The 22,876-nt window shown below is 60.3% G+C and carries 24 protein-coding genes and 1 pseudogene; 14 read left to right on the forward strand and 11 right to left on the reverse strand.

Going from position 1 to position 22,876, the window contains the following annotated elements; translation table 11 throughout:
* Nucleotides 1-25 precede the first annotated feature (25 nt).
* Both CXQ82_RS17250 and CXQ82_RS17255 read left to right on the forward strand, forming a co-directional pair.
* Nucleotides 26-1,045: an alpha/beta hydrolase gene (locus CXQ82_RS17250; protein ID WP_101271103.1), complete on the forward strand. Its 1,020-nt coding sequence runs from the start codon at nucleotides 26-28 to the stop codon at nucleotides 1,043-1,045.
* Nucleotides 1,045-2,232 (forward strand): MFS transporter, encoded by a 1,188-nt coding sequence (locus CXQ82_RS17255; protein ID WP_101271105.1) that lies wholly within the window; start codon nucleotides 1,045-1,047, stop codon nucleotides 2,230-2,232. Before CXQ82_RS17250 ends, CXQ82_RS17255 begins: the two co-directional genes overlap by 1 nt.
* On the opposite strand, the pseudogene CXQ82_RS17260 reads toward CXQ82_RS17255, so the two are convergent.
* Nucleotides 2,225-3,047 (reverse strand): annotated as a pseudogene (locus CXQ82_RS17260) (helix-turn-helix domain-containing protein). The gene CXQ82_RS17255 and the pseudogene CXQ82_RS17260 overlap by 8 nt on opposite strands.
* Nucleotides 3,048-3,143: 96 nt before the next feature.
* Here CXQ82_RS17260 and CXQ82_RS17265 point away from each other — a divergent pair.
* The 5 genes from CXQ82_RS17265 (at nucleotide 3,144) to CXQ82_RS31300 (ending at nucleotide 7,783) form a co-directional block, all read left to right on the forward strand.
* Nucleotides 3,144-4,355: an MFS transporter gene (locus tag CXQ82_RS17265; RefSeq protein ID WP_101271108.1), complete on the forward strand. Its 1,212-nt coding sequence runs from the start codon at nucleotides 3,144-3,146 to the stop codon at nucleotides 4,353-4,355.
* A gap of 109 nt (nucleotides 4,356-4,464) precedes the next feature.
* Nucleotides 4,465-5,625, forward strand: a complete 1,161-nt coding sequence (locus CXQ82_RS17270; protein WP_101271110.1) for a GGDEF domain-containing protein — start codon at nucleotides 4,465-4,467, stop codon at nucleotides 5,623-5,625.
* A 432-nt stretch (nucleotides 5,626-6,057) separates the two neighbouring features.
* Nucleotides 6,058-6,963, forward strand: coding sequence for a hypothetical protein (locus CXQ82_RS17275; RefSeq protein WP_101271112.1), 906 nt, complete (start codon nucleotides 6,058-6,060; stop codon nucleotides 6,961-6,963).
* 116 nt (nucleotides 6,964-7,079) lie between these two features.
* Entirely contained in the window at nucleotides 7,080-7,448 is a 369-nt protein-coding gene (locus CXQ82_RS31295; protein ID WP_157832173.1) for a DUF6602 domain-containing protein, read from the forward strand.
* A gap of 92 nt (nucleotides 7,449-7,540) precedes the next feature.
* Entirely contained in the window at nucleotides 7,541-7,783 is a 243-nt protein-coding gene (locus CXQ82_RS31300) for a hypothetical protein (RefSeq protein WP_157832174.1), read from the forward strand.
* Between the two features lie 162 nt (nucleotides 7,784-7,945).
* Here CXQ82_RS31300 and iolG read toward each other — a convergent pair whose 3' ends face one another.
* Together iolG and CXQ82_RS17285 are read right to left on the reverse strand one after the other, a co-directional pair.
* Entirely contained in the window at nucleotides 7,946-8,950 is a 1,005-nt protein-coding gene (gene iolG, locus CXQ82_RS17280) for an inositol 2-dehydrogenase (RefSeq protein WP_101271114.1), read from the reverse strand.
* Nucleotides 8,951-8,993: 43 nt separating this feature from the next.
* A complete protein-coding gene (locus tag CXQ82_RS17285) occupies nucleotides 8,994-10,019 on the reverse strand; it encodes a LacI family DNA-binding transcriptional regulator (protein WP_101271116.1) in 1,026 nt (341 codons plus the stop codon).
* A gap of 123 nt (nucleotides 10,020-10,142) precedes the next feature.
* On the opposite strand from CXQ82_RS17285, the gene CXQ82_RS17290 reads away from it, so the two are divergent.
* From CXQ82_RS17290 to CXQ82_RS17300, 3 genes are read left to right on the forward strand one after another with little or no spacing between them, the layout of a single operon-like run.
* Nucleotides 10,143-10,988 carry an SDR family oxidoreductase gene (locus CXQ82_RS17290; protein WP_101271118.1) on the forward strand — a complete coding sequence of 282 codons (846 nt, stop codon included), beginning with the start codon at nucleotides 10,143-10,145 and terminating at the stop codon, nucleotides 10,986-10,988.
* On the forward strand, nucleotides 10,988-12,112 hold the full coding sequence (locus CXQ82_RS17295; protein ID WP_101271120.1) for a phytanoyl-CoA dioxygenase family protein: 1,125 nt from the start codon (nucleotides 10,988-10,990) through the stop codon (nucleotides 12,110-12,112). Before CXQ82_RS17290 ends, CXQ82_RS17295 begins: the two co-directional genes overlap by 1 nt.
* A gap of 37 nt (nucleotides 12,113-12,149) precedes the next feature.
* Nucleotides 12,150-13,073 carry a sugar ABC transporter substrate-binding protein gene (locus CXQ82_RS17300; protein WP_101271122.1) on the forward strand — a complete coding sequence of 308 codons (924 nt, stop codon included), beginning with the start codon at nucleotides 12,150-12,152 and terminating at the stop codon, nucleotides 13,071-13,073.
* 164 nt (nucleotides 13,074-13,237) lie between these two features.
* Here the strand turns inward: CXQ82_RS17300 and CXQ82_RS17305 are convergent, their stop codons facing one another.
* Both CXQ82_RS17305 and CXQ82_RS17310 read right to left on the reverse strand, forming a co-directional pair.
* A complete protein-coding gene (locus tag CXQ82_RS17305) occupies nucleotides 13,238-13,660 on the reverse strand; it encodes an MAPEG family protein (RefSeq protein WP_101271124.1) in 423 nt (140 codons plus the stop codon).
* Nucleotides 13,653-13,958 (reverse strand): DUF2834 domain-containing protein, encoded by a 306-nt coding sequence (locus tag CXQ82_RS17310; RefSeq protein WP_101271126.1) that lies wholly within the window; start codon nucleotides 13,956-13,958, stop codon nucleotides 13,653-13,655. The genes CXQ82_RS17305 and CXQ82_RS17310 overlap by 8 nt, the downstream gene beginning before the upstream one ends.
* 83 nt (nucleotides 13,959-14,041) lie before the next feature.
* Between CXQ82_RS17310 and CXQ82_RS17315 the strand changes: the two genes are divergently transcribed.
* Both CXQ82_RS17315 and CXQ82_RS17320 read left to right on the forward strand, forming a co-directional pair.
* Entirely contained in the window at nucleotides 14,042-14,830 is a 789-nt protein-coding gene (locus tag CXQ82_RS17315; RefSeq protein WP_101271128.1) for a helix-turn-helix domain-containing protein, read from the forward strand.
* A 54-nt stretch (nucleotides 14,831-14,884) separates the two neighbouring features.
* On the forward strand, nucleotides 14,885-16,579 hold the full coding sequence (locus tag CXQ82_RS17320; RefSeq protein ID WP_101271130.1) for an amidase: 1,695 nt from the start codon (nucleotides 14,885-14,887) through the stop codon (nucleotides 16,577-16,579).
* A 71-nt stretch (nucleotides 16,580-16,650) separates the two neighbouring features.
* Here CXQ82_RS17320 and CXQ82_RS17325 read toward each other — a convergent pair whose 3' ends face one another.
* The 4 genes from CXQ82_RS17325 to CXQ82_RS17340 all read right to left on the reverse strand — a co-directional run bounded on the left by CXQ82_RS17325 (nucleotide 16,651) and on the right by CXQ82_RS17340 (nucleotide 19,278).
* Nucleotides 16,651-17,388: a CPBP family intramembrane glutamic endopeptidase gene (locus CXQ82_RS17325; RefSeq protein ID WP_101271133.1), complete on the reverse strand. Its 738-nt coding sequence runs from the start codon at nucleotides 17,386-17,388 to the stop codon at nucleotides 16,651-16,653.
* Nucleotides 17,389-17,395: 7 nt separating this feature from the next.
* Nucleotides 17,396-17,866 carry a RidA family protein gene (locus CXQ82_RS17330; RefSeq protein WP_101271136.1) on the reverse strand — a complete coding sequence of 157 codons (471 nt, stop codon included), beginning with the start codon at nucleotides 17,864-17,866 and terminating at the stop codon, nucleotides 17,396-17,398.
* Nucleotides 17,863-18,081: a DUF6434 domain-containing protein gene (locus CXQ82_RS17335; protein ID WP_101271139.1), complete on the reverse strand. Its 219-nt coding sequence runs from the start codon at nucleotides 18,079-18,081 to the stop codon at nucleotides 17,863-17,865. Before CXQ82_RS17335 ends, CXQ82_RS17330 begins: the two co-directional genes overlap by 4 nt.
* A 99-nt stretch (nucleotides 18,082-18,180) precedes the next feature.
* Nucleotides 18,181-19,278 (reverse strand): SMP-30/gluconolactonase/LRE family protein, encoded by a 1,098-nt coding sequence (locus CXQ82_RS17340; RefSeq protein ID WP_101271141.1) that lies wholly within the window; start codon nucleotides 19,276-19,278, stop codon nucleotides 18,181-18,183.
* A gap of 220 nt (nucleotides 19,279-19,498) precedes the next feature.
* Between CXQ82_RS17340 and CXQ82_RS17345 the strand changes: the two genes are divergently transcribed.
* Entirely contained in the window at nucleotides 19,499-19,930 is a 432-nt protein-coding gene (locus CXQ82_RS17345) for a nuclear transport factor 2 family protein (protein ID WP_101271143.1), read from the forward strand.
* Between the two features lie 7 nt (nucleotides 19,931-19,937).
* Here the strand turns inward: CXQ82_RS17345 and CXQ82_RS17350 are convergent, their stop codons facing one another.
* Complete coding sequence (locus tag CXQ82_RS17350) at nucleotides 19,938-21,263, reverse strand: PLP-dependent aminotransferase family protein (RefSeq protein WP_101271145.1); 1,326 nt, start codon at nucleotides 21,261-21,263, stop codon at nucleotides 19,938-19,940.
* Nucleotides 21,264-21,351: 88 nt separating this feature from the next.
* On the opposite strand from CXQ82_RS17350, the gene CXQ82_RS17355 reads away from it, so the two are divergent.
* On the forward strand, nucleotides 21,352-22,245 hold the full coding sequence (locus CXQ82_RS17355; RefSeq protein ID WP_101271147.1) for a DMT family transporter: 894 nt from the start codon (nucleotides 21,352-21,354) through the stop codon (nucleotides 22,243-22,245).
* Here CXQ82_RS17355 and CXQ82_RS17360 read toward each other — a convergent pair.
* Entirely contained in the window at nucleotides 22,242-22,796 is a 555-nt protein-coding gene (locus CXQ82_RS17360) for a YceI family protein (protein WP_101271149.1), read from the reverse strand. The two genes, CXQ82_RS17355 and CXQ82_RS17360, sit on opposite strands and share 4 nt — an antisense overlap.
* Between the last annotated feature and the right edge of the window lie 80 nt (nucleotides 22,797-22,876).

Genomic DNA, 22,876 nt, shown 5'->3' on the forward strand with positions numbered 1-22,876 from the left:
AACCAACCGCCTCAAGGATTACCCCATGAAACGCCTTTTACTTGCCATGGCTTTGCTGGTGACGTCCTTTTCTTCACTGGGAGCCGATATGTCCAACGGTGCTGACAACTTCTATACCAGCGACAAGGTGACCGTCGAAAAGGTCACCTTCAACAACCAATACGGCCTGCGGGTTGCAGGCAACCTGTTCGTACCCAAGCACCTTGCCGCTGGCGCAAAAAGCCCGGCGATTATCGTCGGCCATCCGATGGGCGCCGTCAAAGAGCAAAGCGCGAACCTGTACGCCACCAAAATGGCCGAACAGGGCTTCGTCACCCTGTCCATGGACCTGTCGTTCTGGGGCGAAAGCGCAGGCACCCCACGCAACGCGGTGTTGCCCGACCTTTACGTCGAAGACTTCAGCGCGGCCGTGGATTACCTTGGCACCCGCTCTATCGTGGACCGTGAACGTATCGGTGTGATTGGCATCTGCGGCAGCGCCAGCTTCGCCATCGCGGCGGCGAAGATCGACCCACGCCTGAAGGCCATCGCCACCGTCAGCATGTACGACATGGGCGCCGCCAACCGCAGTGGCCTCAAACAGGGCATGACACTGGAGCAGCGTCGCCAGGTGCTGTTGCAGGCGGCCAACCAGCGCTATGTGGAATTCCAGGGTGGAGAAACCCTCTATACCAGCGGCACGCCACTCAAGCTGACGGGCAACCCGATTGGCGATGAGTTCTTCGATTTCTACCGCACCCCACGCGGCCAGGTCACGCCAGCCGGTGCGTCGGCGCAAACCACCACCATGCCGACGCTGACCAGCAATGTGAAGTTCATGAACTTCTACCCGTTCAACGACATCGAGACGATCTCGCCGCGCCCGCTGTTGCTGATCACCGGCGCCAATGCGCACTCCCGTGAGTTCAGTGAGGACGCCTTCCAGCGTGCGGCCGAGCCCAAGGAGCTGCTGGTCATCCCCAATGCCGGCCACGTGGACCTCTACGACCGGGTCAACCTGATCCCGTTCGCCAAGCTCACGACCTTCTTCAAAAGCCACCTGTGATGACTGAATACACTCCTGTCCGGCATTGGGGCGCGGTGCTGGCGATGTCGCTGGCAGCGTTTGCCCTGGTGGCCTCCGAATTCATGCCCGTGAGCCTGCTGACACCTTTGGCGGCCGACTTGCACATCAGTCAGGGCCAGGCTGGCCAGGGCATTTCGGTATCCGGGCTGTTCGCCTTGCTCACCAGCCTGGTGATCGCGGCAGTCGCGGCACGCGTGGATCGCAAGCGCCTACTGGTGGCCTTGATCCTGCTGATGATCGTTTCCGGCATCGTAGTGGCGTTCGCACCGAACTACCTGATCTTCATGCTCGGCCGCGCCCTGATCGGCGTGGCCATCGGCGGGTTTTGGTCATTGTCGGCAGCCACCGCCATGCGCCTGGTACCCGAGGCGCAAGTGCCACGGGCGCTGGCCCTGGTCAATGGCGGCAACGCACTGGCCATGGTCGTTGCCGCACCGCTGGGCAGCTATGTCGGCGGGATGATCGGCTGGCGCGGTGCATTTTTCTGCGTGGTGCCGGTGGCTGTGATTGCGCTGATATGGCTGTTGCTCAGCCTACCTTCGATCAAAACCGTCGGTGAGGGAAAAACCAGTAACGTGCTGCGCCTGCTAAAGCTGGCGCCGGTGGCGTTGGGCATGCTCGCCGTCAGCGTGTTTTTCATGGGCCAATTCATGCTCTTCACCTACCTGAGGCCGTTCCTGGAGGACGTTACCCACGTCAGCGTGCCCACGCTCTCGCTGATGTTGCTGGTGCTCGGCCTGGCTGGCCTGGCGGGAACGTTGCTGATCGAACGGTTCCTGAAAAACAGCCTGCATCCCACGCTGATCGCCATCCCGCTGTTGATGGCAATGGTTGCCGTGGCGCTGGTTGCAGTCGGCAGTACGCCGATTCTCGCGGCAGTGTTGCTGGGGTGCTGGGGGTTGTTGGCCACCGCCGCGCCGGTAGGCTGGTGGACCTGGCTCGCCAAAACCCTGCCCGATGATGCCGAGGCAGGGGGTGGCTTGATGGTAGCCATCATTCAACTGGCAATTGCCGCTGGGGCCACGGTCGGTGGCGTGGCGTTCGATCTCAGCGGCTACCAGATGACGTTTGAATTGAGCGCCGGCTTGCTGGTGATTGCTGCCGTGCTGGCCGGTGCGGCGTCCCGCAGCTCATCGGCGAAGCTCGAAGCCAGCCGCGCTACCTGAAAAAATGACTCGGCGTCTTGCCAAACTGTTTCTTGAACATGCTGGTAAACGCGCTGGGGCTGTCGTAGCCCAGTTCCAGGGCCACATCGATGATCTTGTCCCCCACCGCAATGCGTTCCAGCGCCAGCAGCAGCCGCGCCTGCTGGCGCCATTGGCCGAAGGTCATGCCGGTTTCCTTGCGGAACAGGCGCTGGATGGTTTTCTGGTCCAGGGCCAGGCGCTCGCTCCAATCGGCGACGGTGGAGGCATCGCCCGGGTCATCCTGCAGCGCCAGGCAGATCTGCTGGATACGTGGGTCGCCAGGCTGCGGCAACGACAACGGCAGGGCCGGCAACAAGGCGAGTTCGTCGAGGATCAGGTGCATGATGCGCGCATCGCGTGAGTCTTCGGCGTAGGGTGGCTTCAAGCTCACCGAAGCCTTGATCAGCTCGCTCAGCAGCGGCGAAATGCTCACCGCCTTGGTCTCGCTGGGCAGGTTGGGGAAGCTGTCCGGGCGTACAAACACGCTGCGCATTTTCAGCGCGCCCACGCAGCGCAGGGAATGCACGTGCCCGCAGGGTATCCAGAAACCGCGATTGGGCGGCACCGTCCACTGCCTTTGCGCCGAGTGCACCACCATCACCCCTTCGGTGGCGTACAGCAGTTGATGCTTTTCGTGGCTGTGCTCGGGGATCACCCAGTTTTCCGGGTAGTCGGTGGCTGAGCTGATGACTGCCCACGCGCCTGCATCGATCTCCTGCAAAAATTTATCCAGTGATTTGAGCATTTTTGCCCTTTTTGCGATGGTTGAATCCCGAATTACGCGAGACAGGCATTTGTCGCGAATTTAGCATAACCTTCGAAACAATTTGAAATGGGCAGCCAGCCAAGTACTCGCTGCCCGTGTTTGTTGCCTTGAATGGAATGCCTGCATGTCGACCCTGACCGCATCACCCGCCGCAACGTCAAGCCCTCCCCAAGTAAGCCCATTGGTCATGCGTATCCTCGGCGCCTGCGCCCTGGCACACCTGATCAATGACTTGATCCAGGCGGTGCTGCCGTCGATTTACCCGATGCTCAAGGCCAACTACGGGCTGACCTTCACCCAGGTCGGCCTGATCACCCTGACCTTCCAGTTGACGGCCTCGCTGCTGCAACCGTGGATCGGCTACCACACCGACCGCCACCCCAAGCCGTGGCTGCTGCCGGCGGGCATGGTGTGCACCCTGGTGGGCATCCTGATGCTGGCGTTTGTCGGCAGCTTCCCAATGATTTTGCTCGCGGCCGGCCTGGTGGGCGTGGGCTCGTCGACCTTCCACCCGGAAACCTCGCGCGTTGCACGCCTGGCCTCCGGCGGGCGTTACGGCCTGGCGCAATCGACCTTCCAGGTCGGCGGCAACACCGGCAGCGCCTTGGGCCCGTTGCTCGCGGCGGCCATCATCATCCCCTATGGCCAGGGCCATATCGCCTGGTTCGGGCTGTTTGCGGTGTTCGCGATCCTGGTGCTGTACGGCTTGAGCCGCTGGTACCGCAACCACCTCAACCTGTTCAAGCTCAAGCAAGGCGGCAAAGCCACCCATGGTCTGTCCAAAGGCCGTGTGACGTTTGCCCTGGTGGTACTGGCCCTGCTGGTATTTTCCAAATACTTCTACATGACCAGCCTGACCAGCTACTTCACCTTCTACCTGATCGAGAAATTCCAGCTGTCGGTGTCAAGTTCGCAGATGTACCTGTTCCTGTTCCTCGGCGCAGTGGCCGTGGGCACCTTTGCGGGCGGCCCGATCGGCGACAAGATCGGGCGTAAGAAAGTCATCTGGTTCTCGATCCTCGGCGCCGCCCCGTTCACCCTGGCCCTGCCCTACGTCGACCTGTTCTGGACGGCCGTGCTCAGCGTGGTGATCGGCTTTATCCTGGCCTCGGCCTTCTCCGCCATCGTGGTGTTCGCCCAGGAATTGGTACCGGGCAATGTGGGCATGATCGCCGGTGTGTTCTTCGGCCTGATGTTCGGCTTCAGCGGGATCGGCGCGGCCTTGCTCGGTTTGCTCGCCGACAGCCATGGCATCGCGTATGTCTACAAGCTGTGCTCGTTCCTGCCGCTGGTGGGGATCCTGACGATACTGCTGCCCTCGACCAAAGGCGTCTAGACCGCCGATCATCGGCTGGCTGTATGCCAGCACGATGAACGCTCTGAAAAACCTGCGTGTGCGCTTACAATCCCGGTTTTCAACGCACACCAGGCAGACCCGGCAAGACATGGCGCTCGACCCTCCTACGATTCTGGCACTTACGGTTGCCCTGGCAGCCGCTGCCGCTCTTTACCTGGCCGTTGAATGGCGGAGCGTGCGCGAGCCGTCGCTGCTGTTCTGGAGCGCCGGTTTCGCCACCATCACCCTGGGTTCTACCCTCGCCCTGCTGCGCAGCAACGGCTATCTGGTCATCGGGATCTGGTTCGCCAATGGCTTGCTGGTGAGCGCGCATTTTCTGTTTTTACTCGGTGTCGCGCGGTTTACCCAGGTTCGCCTTTCCCGGCGGTGGTGGCTGATGCTGGTGATCTGGCTCGGCATGCTGATGCTGCCGGCCGACCTGCCCTGGTCCAAAGCCATGCTGGGGGTGCAGTCGCTGCTGGTGGCCGTGCCGACCCTGCGCGCGAGTTTCCTGCTGCGGCCCCATGGCAAATCCCTGAGCATCGGCGCGGTGCAGTTGCGCTATGTGCTGCTGATCCATGGGATTTTCTACCTGATCAAGGCTGCGTCGGTGCTGGTCCCGGGCACCTTGATCGACCTGGCCGCGTTCAAGGGCGAGATCATCCAGGTCTCCCTGGTGGAAGGCGCCATGGCGATCATGCTGATCGCGTTGTCGATGACCGGCTCCGAACGCTATCGCCGCGAACAGCAGATCGCCCGCCTCGCCGCCCGCGACCCGCTGACCGCTCTGTACAACCGGCGCGCCCTGGATTTGCGCGCACCACGCCTGCTCGCCCAGGTTTCAGCGGCGCAACCGGGTGCGCTGCTGCTGATCGATATCGACAACTTCAAAGGCGTCAACGACCTCTACGGCCATACCGCCGGTGACCGTTTGCTGATTGCCTTGAGCGAGATGATCCGCAGCGTGGTGCCTCAGGGTGCGCTGGCCGCACGCCTGGGCGGGGATGAGTTTGTGATCCTGCTGTACCCGGCCTCGACCGCGCAGATCGTCGAACTGGGCAGCAGCCTGCGCGAGCAGTTCCAGCAACTCGCCGCGCAGACGTTCGCCACGCCGCAACCGGTGACGCTGAGCATCGGCGCCAACCTGTTCGACCAGCCGCCGGCCAGCCTGGCCGCGTTGATCGAACAGGGCGATACCACACTGTATGAATCCAAGCGTGGCGGCCGCGACAGCATTCGCTTGGTGGATCGGACTGGGGCTTACCGCTAGAGGTCGTAACTGACCGCCACACTGCGCCCGGTCTGCACAGTACACACGCATCAGAATAGTTATTATGTTCAGACATTTCGATAGCTTCCCAAGCTTAGCTGCTTGTTGCGAAGCGAGTGATGGGATAGCACTCCTTAATCTGGCAAGCAGTTAACAAAAGAGTGACCTTTGTATCACAGTCATAATATCAACTGAAATGCACGCCTCAAGCAAACTTCAGATGCGCTTGAAAGCACGAAAATACAAGATACCAATATATCGCCGACGTGAGGTATGATCAGCACCGCCCATTAAAATTGACCGATACCATGCCAGCGAAAATACAGAACTTGATAGTTGATCACGCAATAGCGATTATGGGTTCACGTTGAAAACCCACTCTCTTATGTGAACAACGACTCCCCACGCAAAAATCACGCAATGGATATGCCAATGAACTCCTATATCGAACCCATATACTTAAACGAAAAAATGGTTTTAAACTGCGCCGCATACTTATTCAAAGGCGTAGCTATGGAATCAGAGTCACAGAAAGGCACATCACTGAGCGGAAAAGGCAACATAAGTCTTGGATTCAAATTTTTGAGTGATTTGATTTCTCCAATTTCAGGTAATGGAGAGTTCACTAAGGACTCCACATCGACCACTAAAACCGCTCGTAGATACACAATGGGTGGTTTGCACATGACCCTAATTGATGAATTAAACAGTAGAGAATTGATAGACCACAAATTTAATGTAATGAAAATTTCAAATAATTCAAGCTTCGTGGAGCTTGATGTGATCCTTAAGCCTGTCGACTTCTATTCAATACTTGAAGCATTGAAAATCTCCGCACCACTGATATGCCAGGTACTTCAAAATTTCGGCGACAAAATAAACCAAAAAGTTTTCTCAAACAAAAAGCTAAAAGATGACATAAAAAGATATGAAGAGCTCATATCACAAATTCTTTCGGAACTCGAAAGCGATTACCTTAAGTCCGGGCAACTTGAGATGATAATGTTCTGCCCGAACTCCAATCGTCAGATAGGGATATTGGACGTTGACGTTGGTGATGCAGATGCGCCTTCTGTTAAAGCCAAGTTAACAGATGGTAGATTCCGAGTAATTGGTAGAGTTTCTAGACATATTGAAGAAGGCGAGTCGATTAGCCTTATGCAGAGAACAGTATTATCTTCAATACTCGGTATAGTTGAAAAAGTGGTGGGTATCACCGATAGCATTCAAGATTATAGAAGTGGCATGCTGGTCGCAACCACAATGGCGCAAAAAGTATGCCAGCTCAATCTACCAGGACCAGCGGTTAGAGTCATGGCAATGTCAGTATGTATTTGACATCAACTCTAAAATCGGTATAGGTATAGGTATAGGATAATTGTTATTTTAAGGCGCCATCCGAGTCTTTCAGCCATAAGTAGCAATAAGCATAATCATTAAAAGGAATTAAGAAGATGAAAGCACTAATTGAGTATTGCGATGGTGCCGTAAAAGCTTTGAACCCGCAGTATGTTATGTCCAAAGTATTGGGGCATTCGGCCACTTCCGGATCTGTACGGGAACGTCTGATACAAGATTTCCTGATCACCCACCTCCCCGAGATGACAAATATAGTAAGCGGCGTAATTATTGATTCGGAGGGAAGTAGATCCAAACAACAAGACATCTTGCTAATGTTAAAATCCATGCCAAGACCTCCTTTTGCTAGCGGTCAAGATCTTATATTCCAAGAGGGCACAGTGGCAACCTTTGAGATTAAAACAGGAGTAACACCAGCAACCCTCGGCAATATTGCAAAAACATCGAAAGCGTTAAATATATAAAGTCCAGTTCCTTAGGAGGAGCCCGCATCGGTCACCAGAGATGGCCGCACACACGGATACTAACAATAATATTGACTTATAAAGGGTCGCCATTGAGCAGTATTGAGCAAGCTTTAAGCAACTTACCGAGCATCGATCAACCCGACATCTATTTAGACCTTTCGAAAGGGATTTTAATTAAAAATGAAGGTCTACTTTATGATTTAGAGGGGACCAAACCTTATCTTCAGTTCGATACCCCAGCTATTGGATTGGCTCGACTACTCATCTCGCTTTCAACAATCACCGGCAACTTAATACTGCGAGATATCAAGTGGGAGCAATACCTTGATTGAGAAATTTCCTGTAAAAGTAGATCCCACCTAGACTTTACTGCATATAGCGTTATGAAACGCCGCACCATGAAGGGCGGTTATTTTTTGTAAATATCCGCCCACAAAATTGGACTCTTACGACTAGGTCTCCAGCTAGATCCTGAGGATCCCAGTCAGATTAGTCTAAAAATCGTAACTGACCGCCACACTGCGCCCGGTCTGCACCGACTCCAACGCACAATCTGCCAGGTGCAACGCGTACAACCCGTCACGCATGCCTGTGGGCAAGGCCTGGCCGTTGTTCAGTGCATCGATGAACTGGGTCAGTTCATTGCGATAGGCATCGGCATACCGCTCCAGGAAAAAATGCTGCAACGGCTCCAATGCTTCGGTGTGCTCGGCGCTCCAGTGGCGCAAGGTGCTCGGGCGGTGGTTGTCGGTGAGCAGCACGCCATGGGCGCCGGACACCTCGACGCGCTGGTCGTAACCGTACACGGCCTGTCGGCAGCAGTTGATATGGCATTGTTTGCCGGAGGCGGTGCGCAGCAGCACCATCACGCTGTCGTAATCGTCGATCTGTTCCAGGCTCGGGTCCACCAGGCGGCTGGCGATGGCACTGACTTCCACCGGTTCTTCGCCAAGCAGGTGGCGGGCGGTGTCGAAGTCGTGAATGGTCATGTCGCGCAGGATGCCGCCGGAGTGCTCCAGGTAGTCACGCGGGGCCAGGCCTGGGTCGCGGCTGGTGATGATCACTTGGCGCACCGCGCCGATCTGGCCGGCGTCGAGGGCCTGGCGCAGGCGCAGCATGTCGGGGTCAAAACGGCGGTTGAAGCCGAGCATGGCCTTGCCGCCCTGGCGCTCCACAGCCTGGGCGGCGCTACGCGCCTTGGCGATATCCAGGTCGATGGGCTTTTCGCAGAGCACCGCCTTGCCTTCGGCGACTGCCGCCAGCAATAAATCGATATGGGTGTCGGTGGGGGTGCCGATCACCACGGCGTCGATGTCTTGGCGGCTGAGCACGGCGGCGCAATCGTAGGCCGCCTCACAGCCCAGTTGCGTGCTCAGTGCATCAACGCCTTCGCGCCATGGGTCAGCCACCAGCACCAGCGTGGCATTGGGGTGGGCGGCGACGTTGGCGGCGTGGATCTTGGCGATGCGCCCGGCACCTAGAACGGCGATACGTAGCATGGGTGAACTCCTGGATCGTTATTGGATTTGTGGAATCAGAGCTTCAGTCCGGCAGGTTGAACGGCGTAACGATCTGCACCTGTGACGGCGCAATCGGCCCGGCCTTCCACAAGCGGTGGTAGTGCAGGATGTGCAGGAACACGTGGCGCGCATCGATCTGCAGGTTGTGGTCGATGATCGCGGCGATTTTTTCGTCGATCAGCAGCTGGCGGTTTTCTTCATCGAGGTCGTGGCCGATAAACACCTCCAGCGGGCGGCCCTGGGCGGCGAAGGCGTCGACAATCGCGCGGTTGCCGCCGCCGACGCTGTACACCGCCTTGAGGTCGGGGTTCTGCTTCAAGGCCTGGGTGACGCGCTCGAAAGTGTGGGCATACACGCCATAACCACCGCTGATATCGAGCACGCGCAAGTGCGCCGCACGTCCGCGCAGCCAGGCGCGAAAACCCATCTCGCGCTCTTCTTCGCCACGGAACAGCTGGCTGCCGATCACCACCGCCACGTCCTGGGGCTGCGCCGGCAACCAACGCGACATCAGGTAGGCGGCGGTCTGGCCGGCGGTGCGGTTGTCCATGCCCACATAGCCGATGCGCTCGCTTTGCGGCAGGTCGGTGACCAACGTCACCACCGGAATACCCGCCGCGATAAGTGCTTTGACCGCCTGGTTCACCGCCGGCTCGTCAGCGGCCTTGAGCACCACGCCCTGGCTGCCGGTGTCCAGGCAGCGCAGCAACTGGTCGTGCATGGCCTGGGGCTCGATTTCTTCAAACAGGTGAAAACGCGGGGCGATCCGAAACGGCGCCAGGCTGGCCAGTTGCGCGATGATCGCCGCCTGCACCGCCGCGCTGAAGCGTTGCGGCGTGTGCATGATCACGTCGACGTGAAAGGTACGCCCCACCGCCAGGCCGTTTTTCTCCTGGGACTCCAACTCCTCCAACGCCTGCTCGATGCGCCGCCGGGTCTGCGCATGCACGCTGCCGCGCTGGTGCAACACGCGGTCGACCGTGGCTTTGCTCACACCCGCCTGGGTGGCGAGTTGCTTGATGGAGAAATGTTTGGCGCGTTCGAGCACGGGTTTCGCCTGAGGTGTTTTTGAGGTCTTTTTTGGGCATAACTGAGGTTTTGCAATGCTAGTCTCAGTCTTGCCCGGCGTCGAGCCTGGCGATGAACAACAACAAAAATCCAGGAGACCCCCATGCCACACACCGATCTCGCCAGCACCTTCAGCGGCCAATACTTTGTCGTCACCGGCAGCACTCAAGGCCTGGGCGCCGCCGTGGCCCACACGCTGGCGCAACGTGGTGCCGCCGGGCTGATCATCTGCGGGCGCCGGCGTGCCCAGGGCAAGGAACAGGTGCGGCAGTTGGCGCAGCTGGATTGCCAGGCGTTTTTTGTCGAAGCCGACCTGGAAAACGTCGAGGACTGCCGCGCCATCATCAACGCTGCGCGCACTCACTTCGGCACCCTCCACGGGCTGGTGAACTGCGCCGGGATGTCCGACCGCGGCACCATTCTCGACACCTCGCCGGAGCTGTTTGATCGGTTGATGGCGGTGAATGTGCGCGCGCCGTTCTTCCTGATGCAGGAGGCGTTGAAACTGATGATCAGCAACGGCGTGGAAGGCGCCGTGGTGAATATCCAGAGCGTCACCGGGCATGGCGGGCAGTCATTCTTAAGTGCCTATGCGGCGTCCAAGGGCGCGTTGGCGATCCTTACCAAGAACGTCGCGTTCAGTGCGCTGCGCAACCGCATCCGCATCAACGGCTTGAATATCGGTTGGATGGACACACCCCACGAGGACGACATCCAGCGCCAGTACCACGGCGCCGAGGACGGTTGGCTGGCCAAGGCGGAAAGCGCGCAGCCGTTCGGGCGCCTGCTCAAACCCGCCGAAGTGGCGCAAAGCGTGGCGTTTTTGCTGTCCCGTGAATCGGGGATGATGACCGGTGCAATCATCGATCTGGAGCAAGGCGTAATCGGCTGCAGTGACAGCGGCAGCCCGCAACCGCATCAGGCCTTGAGCCTGTCGGGCGGTGTGTGATGTCGGCGTTCGTCACGGCCGACGCCGTGCACATCGAAGATTTCCAGCGCATTTGCGCACAGCGGGCGCGTGTCGAGGACTATCCGCTGGCCGCTGAAGTGGTGAGCAACGTGCCGATCTACCAGGCCCAGACTTTGCGCCACAGCGACCGCCTCGCGGTGATGAATGAACTGCACCGCGTGTTCAGCGAGGGGCCGGGGGTGATGGTGGTGCGCCGCGCCTATGAGGACCTGGAAGTAGTGGACCGCCACAGCCAGGTTTTCGAAGCGATTTTCGCCAATGAGGCCAAACACGGCGCGGGGGCCGACCATTTTGCCCAGGCGGGCACCAACGGGCGCATCTGGAATTCGTTGCAGAAGGCGGCGTTGCAGTCGCCGGAATCCTTTGTCGAGTACTACGCCAACCCGCTGCTGGGGCTGATCGCCGAGGCGTGGCTGGGGCCGAGTTTTCAGGTGACGGCGCAAGTCAATGTGGTGCACCCCGGCGGCCAGGCCCAGCAACCGCATCGTGACTATCACCTGGGTTTCCAGACCGCAGATGTGGTGGAGCGTTTCCCGCTGCCGCTGCACCAGCTGTCCCAGTACCTGACGTTGCAGGGTGCGGTGGCCCATTCGGACATGCCGCTGGAGACCGGCCCTACCCAGTTGCTGCCGTTTTCCCAGCAATACGCCTTGGGCTACCTGGCCTGGCGGCGCACGGAGTTTATCCAGCACTTCCAGCAGCACGCCGTGCAATTGCCGTTGAACAAGGGCGACCTGCTGTTCTTCAACCCAGCGTTGTTCCATGCCGCCGGCACCAACCGCACGCCGGACCGCCAGCGCATGGCCAACCTGCTGCAAATCTCTTCGGCCTTCGGCAAACCCATGGAAGCCCTCGACCGCGAGCGCATGATGCTGGCGATTTACCCGGCGCTGCTCGCCAACCCGGCCCTGGACGCCAGCGCTGTGGTCGCCTGTACCGCCGATGGCTATTCGTTCCCAACCAACCTCGACACCGACCCGCCGTTAAAGGGCCTGGCCCCACAAACCGGGCAGGAACTGATGCTGCAAGCCCTCGACGAGCGCTGGCCCACTGCCAAGTTCGCTGCAGCCGTGGCGCAGCAGCGGGCCAAGCGTCAGGCATGAATCGCTTTAACAACAACAAAAACAGCGGAGCTCCATGATGAAGAAGCAACTCCTTGCGGCACTGTTTACCCTCGCCATCAGCCCCTGGGCCCTGGCTGATATACGCATCGGCGTGAGCATCGCCCAGGTCGATGATGTGTTCCTCGCGCAAATGCGTGACTACATGGCCGCTCACGCCAAGGAACTGCCCGGCGTGACCCTGCAGTTCGAAGACGCCCAGGGCGATGTGGTACGCCAACTCAACCAGGTGCAGAACTTCACCGCCCAGGGCATGGACGCGATTATCGTCAATGCGGTGGACACCGCCGCCACCCAGAAAATGACGGTTAACGCCCAGCAGGCGAAGATCCCGCTGGTGTACGTCAACCGTCGCCCCGAGTTCAAGGAGGTGCCGCCGGGCGTGGGGTATGTAGGTTCGGATGAGATCAAGGCCGGCGAGATCCAGATGCGCTACCTGGCCGAGAAAATGGGCGGTAAGGGCAACCTGGCGATCATGCTGGGCTTGCTCTCCAACAACGCCACGCATAACCGCACGCAGGGGGTGAAAAACGTACTCAAGGACTACCCCGACATCAAGATCGTCGAGGAGCAGAGCGCCGAATGGCAGCGCAGCAAGGCGATTGATCTGATGAACAACTGGATCGTGTCGGGCCGCAAAATCGATGCCGTGGCCGCGAACGCCGATGAAATGGCCATCGGCGCAGCCATGGCGATCAGCCAGGCAGGCATGCAGCCGGGCAAGGACATCCTCGTGGCCGGCAGCGATGGCGGCGCGGCTGGGTTGGATGCGGTGAAGAAAGGTCTGTTGCTGGTCACCGCGTACCAGGACAACAAGGGCCAGGCCGTGGGCTCGATTGACCTGGCGGTGAAGATGGTGAAGAAACAACCATATGAGGCTGAGCTGACCATTCCTTACCAGCAGATCACCAAGGACAACTACCAGGCGTTTCTTAATCCTTGATCTGTGGCGGAGGGACTTGCTGTGGCTAAAGAAACCTCTATGGCTAAAGGGCTCTATGTGGCCATTGGGCTATAAGTGGCTAAAGAGCTCTATGTGGTGAGCGAGCTTGCTCGCTCGCCACAAAAAAAAGCTCATTCGTCCAGCAAATCGGGGACCGCGCTTCTTCATGCCAACCTGCAAGCCACCATCCCTCCCAGCCCGAACAGGCATACTATCCCCACTCCATATGCCAGCGTGCGCCAAGGTTGCCACCTGCCTAGATACGTCACCGTGTGCGTAATCCGAGCCAGGGTAAAACCGCCAAACAACCAGACGGTGGCCATGGCGGACGTCTCCAGCACCACGCACAGCCCGCCCAACACAAAAAACAGCGGAATATTCTCCAGGTCATTGCTCCATGCCTTGGCTGCTCGCTCCACCTGTGGCAACTCGACTGCGCGTGCTGTGCTATTCAACCAAGCCGCGTCTTCAGGATTGACGAACGCCCGCCCGCAGATACGGAAGCATCCTTGATAGCAGGAAACACCCAACATCTTCACGCACAGCACCAGCACGCAGAGCGCGTAGACCTGCAATAAATCACTCATCCCGCCACCCATTCACAACGATGTACAACAACGGCCCCACCGATACGAACACTGCCGTCAGCAGAAAATACGGCAGCACCGCCACCACCGTGCGCCCACGCCGCTGTGTATCGCGGTACATCCACACGCACGCCAATGCGGCCAGCAAATACAGGTCAATCACCACCTGCGCCGTATCCGGGCGCGACATCAATTCCCGCCCAAAGGCCAACAGCGACTGCTCGGCCGTGAGCATGGTGAACAGGGTGTAAAACGAAAAGCCCAACAGCGCGGCCAGGGCCAGAAAGGGTTTGTGCATGGTGTCATCCTTGAAGTGATTGAGGCTCAGCCTAGTGATAAGGTTGCCTCCCTCGCAATGACCTCGGAGGTCATGAATACGTCATGGAAAACCCTGCTACCGCCGGCGCACTCCTGCGCCAATTGCGCCGCCAGGCCAAGCTCAGCCAGCTCGACCTGGCCCTGATCACGGGGGTTTCCCAGCGCCACCTCAGTTGCCTGGAAACCGGCCGCGCCATGCCAAGCCCTGGCACCCTGCATAATCTGCTGACGGCGCTGGAAGTGCCGCTGGACCAATGCAACCAGGTGTTCCTCGCCGCCGGCTTTGCGCCCCGCTACACCGCCACCCCGCTCGCCTCGCCGGTGATGGCCGCAATTCGCGAGGCGGTCAGCCATGTGCTGCACGCCAACAACCCGGCCCCGGCGATCCTGCTGGACAGCCAATGGCAAGTGCTGGCTGCGAATGCCAGCACCGGTGTGTTGTTTGCGCTGGTGGGCATCCACCCGGATGCCGCCCAAGGCGTGAACCTGCTGACCACCCTGCTGCAGCCCGGCGGCCTGGGCGACCACCTGATCAATGCCGACGAAATCCGCAGCCTGGCCTGGCAGCGCGCCACCCGCGAGGCGCTCGGCAACCCGGGGTTGGCGACCTTACTCGCAGGCCTGCCAGCACCCAGCAACAGCGAAATGCCGGAACAGCTGCCGCCCCTGGTGTTGACCCGCATCCGCTCTACCCAGGGCGAGCTGAACTTTCTGTCGACCTTCACCACCTTCGGCATGCCTCAGGACATCACCCTGGCCTCGCTGCGTATCGAACATCTGATTCCCGCCGACGACGCCACCTGGCAGGTAATGCGCGGCGCCTATGCCGACCATGCCGCACTGGTTTTGTGAAATATCTGTACGTAGACTGCCGCCATACCCCCATCTGAAGGCGGCGAAAAAAACCTGATGCTAGTTACCGAAGTCTCCATTGCCCAATTGCGCGCGGCGCTTGAAACCGGCCAGACCACGGCCGTTGAACTGGTTCAGGCATACCTGGCGCGGATCGATGCGTACAACGGCGCACTCAACGCCGTGGTAGTGCGCAACCCCGAAGCCCTTCAAGAAGCCGCGGCGTCTGATGCGCGCCGGGCCAAGGGCGAAACCTTGGGGCCATTGGATGGCATCCCCTATACCGCCAAAGACAGTTACCTGGTCAAAGGCCTGACCGCCGCCTCCGGCAGTCCCGCCTTCGCCGATCTGGTTGCCCATCGCGACGCCTTTACCATCGAACGCCTGCGCGCCGGTGGTGCCATCTGTCTGGGCAAGACCAATATGCCGCCGATGGCCAATGGCGGCATGCAGCGCGGCGTGTATGGCCGTGCCGAAAGCCCGTATAACGCCGACTACCTGACCGCGCCGTTCGCCTCCGGCTCGTCCAACGGTGCCGGCACAGCCACCGCTGCCAGCTTTGCGGCATTCGGTCTGGCCGAAGAAACCTGGTCCAGCGGGCGCGGCCCCGCATCCAACAACGGGCTGTGCGCCTACACCCCATCCCGTGGGGTGATTTCGGTGCGTGGCAACTGGCCGCTGACCCCGACCATGGACGTGGTGGTGCCTTACGCACGCACCATGGCCGACCTGCTCGAAGTGCTCGACGTGGTGGTGGCCGAAGACCCGGACACCCGTGGCGACCTGTGGCGCCTGCAGCCTTGGGTGCCGATCCCCCGCGTCGCCGACGTGCGCCCTGCGTCCTACGCAGAACTCGCCGCAACGCCTGAATCCCTCGTAGGTAAACGCTTCGGTGTACCGCGCATGTACATCAATGCCGACCCCGAGGCCGGCACCAGCGAAAAACCCGGCATCGGCGGGCCGACCGGGCAGAAGATCAACACCCGCGCCAGCGTCATCGACCTGTGGCAAGACGCACGCCAGGCGCTGGAAGCCGCCGGAGCCGAAGTGATCGAAGTGGATTTCCCGCTGGTGTCCAATTGCGAAGGCGACCGCCCTGGCGCGCCCACCGTGTTTACCCGTGGCCTGGTGTCCAAGGCATTTCTCCACGATGAGCTGTGGGAGCTGTCCGCCTGGGCGTTCGATGACTTCCTGCGCGCCAACAACGACCCGAACCTGAACCGCCTGGCGGATGTGGACGGGCCGAAGATCTTCCCCCACGACCCCGGCACCCTGCCCAACCGTGAAGACGACCTGGCCGCCGGCATGGACGAGTACGTGCGCATGGCCGAACGCGGCATCACGCCGTGGAACGAGATCAGCACAGTACCCGACGGCCTGCGCGGCCTGGAACAGACCCGCCGGGTCGACCTGGAAGACTGGATGGATAAGCTTGGGCTCGACGCGGTGCTGTTCCCGACCGTGGCCGACGTAGGCCCCGCGGATGCCGACGTGAACGAAGCCAGCGCCGATATCGCCTGGAGCAACGGCATCTGGGTGGCCAACGGCAACCTCGCGATACGCCACCTGGGCGTGCCCACCGTCACCGTGCCGATGGGCGTAATGGCGGATATCGGCATGCCGATCGGCCTGACGTTTGCCGGCCGCGCCTATGACGACTCGGCGCTGCTGCGGTTTGCGGCAGCGTATGAGGCGACGGGCAGCAAACGCGTGGTTCCGCCGCGCACGCCGGCGCTACCGTCTGAATAGCTGCGGTTAAAATGTGGGATGGGGAAAGTCGAATCGTCCCCCCCCCTCCCACATCTGGACCGTATTTCAATTCAAGCCATGTAAGGCACCGCAATCAACAAGATCGCCGTGCCATGGGCCAGCGTCGCCGCCAGCACCCCGAAACGCATGCGCACCAGCGCGCAGGCCAGCCCTTCGATCAGGGTAAACAGCAACACCGGCCAGCCCAATTGGGTAACACTCAAAGCCAGGAAGGCATGGCAGGCCGCAAACGCCACGCCACTGAGTAATGCTGCGCGCAACGGCGTTACCTGTTGTTCCAGGTAGCCCTGCAAAAAACCGCGAAACAGCACTTCTTCCAGTGCATTGCCACCATAGGCCAGCACTGCCATGCCCGGCAGCCACGCCCAATAGCCGGGGATCGCATGCGCCTCAATGCCCTGGTAAAACCGCAACGGCACACCGATCAGACAGCCCATGGCCAGCCCCGCCGCAAGCCCTGCCAGCGGCTGGCCTTTGACCCACACCACCAGTCGCCATAACTCCGGCGCCAGCCGCGAAAGCACGGCAATCATTAACAGCGACAGGCCACCCAAAGCCGCCAGTACAAAGGTATTGGCGGTAAAGGTGATACTCACCGCGTCGCTGAGCGCCCACATGCCGAGTGGCGTCATCGCGTCGCGCATCAGCACGAACGCGGCCAGCAGAATCAGAATGCGCAGGGCGGTCAGCGCCTTGGGCGTGAGCGCAAACCATAGGGCAAACAGCGCCAGGCCCGGCGCGAGGTAAGTGCCGTAGTGGGTCAGAACCAGCATGCCTTGGGTAATCATTGCGTGTTCAGTCGTGGGCCACCGCAATCATATCGATCTCCACCGCCGCCGATTTCGGCAGTTGCATCACCCCCACCGACGTGCGCGTGTGCACCCCGGCGCTGCCGAGGATCTCGTGGAGCAAGTCGGAGGCGCCGTTGGCTACTTCACTTTGCTGATCAAAGTCTTCGGCACTGCGCACATACACGGTGATCCGCGGGATAGCCTTGATCCGGTCCAGAGACCCCAGCGCCTGCTTGAGCAAACCCAGGCAACGCAAGGCACTGACACCGGCAGCGATTTGCGCCTGGGCCAAGGTGAGACTGTCACCGACCTTGCCCGGCAGCACGATAGCATCGCCTACCCGGGGGATCTGGCCACTGATGTATAGGTGATTGCCGTCGCGCACCAGCGGCGTGTAGTTGCCGCCAACTTTGAATTCATCCAATTGATAGCCGAGGCGTTGCTGGGCGGCCTGGTATTTTTGATCGAGCGTCATGGGCGTGTGTCCTGGTTGCGACGTTGCCATTCATCCACCAGATCACCGAGGGTCTTGGGCTGGTCGTTACGAATCCAGGCCATGAACGGCCGGTCGAATTTAAACCCTGGACCGCAGTGCTCGAGCATGAAACGGCGTACGTTCTGGGTGTTTTTATAGCGCGGCGTCACGGGCGTGGCGCGGGTGATGGGGTCGCTGTGCCAGTCAAAATCCATTGGCTTGCATCTCTGTACTCACAGGAGCACGCAGCATAACGAAAAAATGCCACGTTCAGCGCCGACCTACCGACACTGAACGTGAATTTTTTCAGCGCTTCATGCCGCGAAACCGGCGTCGCGGGTATTCACGAACAGCGCATAGATCGAATGGCTGCCGGCCATGAACAGGCGGTTGCCTTCCTTGCCACCAAAACACAGGTTGGGGCAACGTTCCGGCAGCGAGATATGCCCGATGGCCTTGCCCTGGGGATTGAACACCCGTACGCCGTCGAGTTTTTCCAGGTCCGCCTTGGGGTCGCCATTGCCGCCCCAGCCACACCAGAGGTTGCCGCTTTCGTCACACTTGATGCCGTCCAACGCGGCGTATTCCAGGCCTTCGATATGCTTGCGGCGTGCGCCGAGGGTGCCGTCGTCATTGACGTCGATGGCCCATATCAGTCGGTTGGGTTTGGCCCGGCCTTCTACCACATACAAGGTCTTTTCATCCGGCGAGAAGCACAGGCCGTTGGGCCCGTTGAGGTCGTCGATCACCCGCGTGACCTTGCCGCTGTCCGCGTCGATTCGATAGACACCGTGGGGCTGGGTGGGAGTGATCTTGTGCCCTTCGTAGTTGTTGCCGGTCTGGAATGGCGGGTCGCTGAACCACACCGAACCGTCGCGCTTGCACACGATGTCGTTGGGCGAGTTGAAGGGCTTGCCGTCGAAACTGTCCGCCAGCACCGTGATGCTGCCGTTGTGTTCGGTGCGGGTGATGCGCCGCCCCTCCTTGAAGGTGGTTGAGCCTTCACACACCAGCAGGCGACCCTGGCGGTCGCGGCACATGCCGTTGGAGAAATTCGACTGTTCGCGGTACACCGACAGGCTGTCGGTCACCTCGTCCCAGCGCACGATACGGTTATTGGGGATATCGCTGAGCAGCAGGTAGCGACCATCGCCGACCCACACCGGCCCTTCGGCCCAACGCAGGCCGGTGGCGAGCCGTTCGACGCTGGCATTGAACAACCGCAACTCGAGGAAACTGTCATCGAGCACCTTGACCAGTGGGTCCGGGTAACGCTGGCTCAACGGCTCTGCTGCGTCGGCTAACTGCGGCAGGTTGCCCAGCACCGCCACCGACGCGGAAACCGCCAGGGAGCGTTTGAGAAAGACGCGGCGGCTGTGATCCGTTCGGGCAGGCAAAGGGGAAAGATCCATCATGTGTCTCCGTTATTTTATTGTTAGACGGGAGGCCATTTTTAACGCGTGATGAGACATCGTACAAGATAGATTGAAAGATACCGCTTAACAAACCCGAGCAATCACGCAAATACTCCAAATTTCACTTTCCAAATCACCCCAAACTATTGCATGTTGTACGACAACACATTCAGTAACGTGTTGCCCGAACGCCCCCAACAACAATAAGGAAACACCCATGCAAAAAGTCAAAGTGCTGATCGGTTTTCTGTGCCTGTTCAGCGGTTTTGTCGCCGCCGCGCCTGCCCCCGCCGAAAAGGAAGTGGCCCAAGCGGTCGATCAACTGACCCAAGCCATGCTGCACCTGGACCTCAAGCAACTGCACGCATTGACCAGCGATAAACTCACCTACGGCCACTCCAGCGGCAAGGTGCAGAACAAGGCGCAATTCATCGCTGACCTGGAAACCCACACCAGCGCGTTCAAGACCCTCGAAATGCAGAACCAGACCGTCACCCTGCAAGGCGACACCGCCCTGGTGCGCAACCACTTCCACGCGCTGGCCGTGAACAGTGGCGTTGAAGTGCCGACCGATATCGACAACTTCCAGGTCTGGCAGAAACAGAAAGGCAAGTGGCTGCTGATCGGCCGTCAGGCTTACAAATACTGATACCGACTCACCACTGCACCGCCCTGCGCACCTTCACCAAGGCTTCGCGCAGGGCGCCCATCTCCACCGACCCCAGGGCCAGGCGCAACGCGTGAGGCACCTGGGCCGAGACGGCAAACGGCTCGGCGGTGGAGACGGAAACGCCCTCGCGCTGCAAGCTCATGGCAACCTGGTCGGCGCGGGAATCTTCGGCCAGCGGCAGCCATAGAAAGTACGACGAGGGATGGCTGATGTACGCCAGCCCTTGCAGTGCCTGCGCCGCCACAGCCTGCCGGGCCTGGGCATCCTGGCGCTTTTGCGCTTCCAGTTGTGCGACCGTACCGTCCTCGATCCATGCCATCGCAATGGCGCTCATCACCCCCGGCACATTCCAGGTAGTGGCCATGATGCTGCGCTCCAGCGCCTTCACCCACGCCAAGGGCGCGGCGATAAAGCCCACGCGCAAACCGGTGGCGACACTCTTGGAAAGCCCACCCACATACACCGTGCGCTCCGGCGCCAAATTGGCCACGGGCGGCGGCGCGTCCTCGGCCAGAAACGCGTAGGCCGCGTCCTCGATGATCATCAGGTTGTGCTGCCGGGCGATGGCCACCAGTTTCTCGCGCTGCGCCATGCTCATCACCCAACCGAGGGGGTTGTGCAGGGTCGGCATGCAGTAGACCGCGCGCACCGGGCGCTTGCGGCACAGGCCGTGCAGCGCATCCAGATCGGGGCCGTGGGCGGTGGCTGGTATCGCGAGCATTTCCAGATGCAGGGTTTCGGCCAAGACCTTGAACCCCGAATAGGTCAGTGCGTCTACGGCGATCACGTCCCCAGGCTTGAGCAGCGTCATCAGCGTCACCGCCAACCCGTGCTGGGCACCGTTGACCACCAGCACCTGGTCGGCCTCCACCGTCAACCCGCGGCTGAGCAAATGCCGCGCCACGGTAGCCCGCTCATGGGCGCGGCCGGCGTGGGGTTGATAACGCAGCAAAGCTTCCAGATCGCCGGACAGCGCCAATTGGCGTAGGGCTGTGCGCAGCAGGTCGGCCTGGCCGGGCAGTGATGGGTAGTTGAAATTCAGGTCGAGCACGCCCGCCGCGAGGTTCATCTGCCCACTGCCCTGCCCCGGCGGCAGCGAGATTTCACGCACGAAGGTGCCCCGGCCGGTTTCCCCGCTGACCAGGCCCATGGCCTCAAGCTCGGTGTACACCCGGCTGGCGGTGGCCAGCGCCAGGCCGTGCTCGGCGGCCAGTTGCCGGTGCGTCGGCAGCCGCGTGCCGGGCGGTAGACGACCCGCACGGATGGCTTCGGCGAAGGTGTCGACCAATGACTTGTAGCGGGCGCGCGGCATACGGATGTATCCATGACAATTTTTTGATTGTATTAATCCTCGCTCCTAGGATGGCGCCTACGCAACCCCTCTTTTCGAGCACACCGCCATGCAACGTACTCTCAACACTCTGCACACCGCAGACACCAGCAAACAAGGCTGGATCAATGGTTTTATCGGCGTGGTGATCTTCAGCGGCTCGTTACCGGCCACACGCCTGGCGGTGATGGAGTTCGACCCGGTGTTCCTCACCATGATCCGCGCCGCTATCGCCGCCGTGTTGGGATTGCTGGTGCTTTGGCTATTCAAGGAAAAACGCCCCGCACGCCACCAGTGGGTGCCCTTGGTGATTGTCTCGCTGGGGGTGGTGATCGGCTTTCCGCTGCTCACGGCCCTGGCGCTGCAATACGTGACCTCCGCGCACTCCATCGTGTTTATCGGCCTGCTGCCGTTGGCCACCGCCGTGTTTGGCGTACTGCGCGGCGGTGAACGCCCGCGCCCGGTGTTCTGGCTGTTTTCGCTGCTCGGCAGCCTATTGGTGATGAGCTATGCCTTCGCCCAGGGCTTGAGCGCCGCGCCGCTGGGGGATCTATTGATGCTGCTGGCAGTGCTGGTGTGCGGCCTGGGCTATGCCGAAGGCGCCAAACTATCGCGCAGCCTCGGCGGTTGGCAGGTGATCTGCTGGGCGCTGGTGGTGGCATTGCCGGTGGTGCTGCCGTTGAGCCTGATCCTCGCGCCACCGAGCCTCACCGGCATCAGCCTGCCGGCCTGGTTAAGCCTGGGCTATGTGGCGCTGTTCAGCATGTTGATCGGCTTTGTGTTCTGGTACCGCGGGCTGGCCCAAGGTGGCATCGCCGCGGTCGGCCAGTTGCAGTTGCTGCAACCGTTCTTCGGCCTGGCGCTGGCGGCGGGCTTGCTACATGAACAGGTCAGCCTGGGCATGGTGCTGGTGACGGTCGCAGTGATCGGCTGCGTGGCCGGCGCGAAGAAGTTCGCGCGCTAGCGCTGTGGCGCGACCATCTTGAACTTGATGTTGATGTCGTTGGACACCACGCTGTTACCCGCCCACTCGCCCTCGCCGATCTTGAAGTCGCCGCGCTTGAGGATGAACTCGCCGTCGAACACGCCGATGCCGCTTTGCTCCTTGAGCACCACGTCGACATCCACCGGGCGCGTGGTGCCCTTGATCGTCAGGTTGCCGCTGATCCGGTAGCGGTTATCCCCCAGGGCGGTGACACCGGTGGATTCGTACACGCCCACCGGGTAGGTCGCGGTGTCGAACCAGGACGCTCGCTGCAGCTCGTCGTTGGCGTCGGGGCTGCCGGCGTCGATGCTCGCCAGTTGGATCTTGAGCAGTGCATGGCCGGTCTCGGGCTTTTGCGTATCGAAGCTCAGCGTGCCCTCGAAATCACTGAAGGTGCCATACACCCGCTGCCCCAACTGCTTGTAGGTAAAGCTGATCTGGCTGGCAGTGCGGTTGACGTCGGTGTATTCCACCGCCTGGGCAGTGGCGCAAAAACCCAGGAGAACAGCCAGGTAAATGAGAGGCTTCATGCAACGCTCCACAAAAGGACATGACACAGATACTCAGCTAACACCCCAACCCACGGATTTATTCCCATCCGCGCCATGCT

The organism is Pseudomonas sp. S09G 359 (genome assembly GCF_002843605.1).
Classification (GTDB): domain Bacteria; phylum Pseudomonadota; class Gammaproteobacteria; order Pseudomonadales; family Pseudomonadaceae; genus Aquipseudomonas.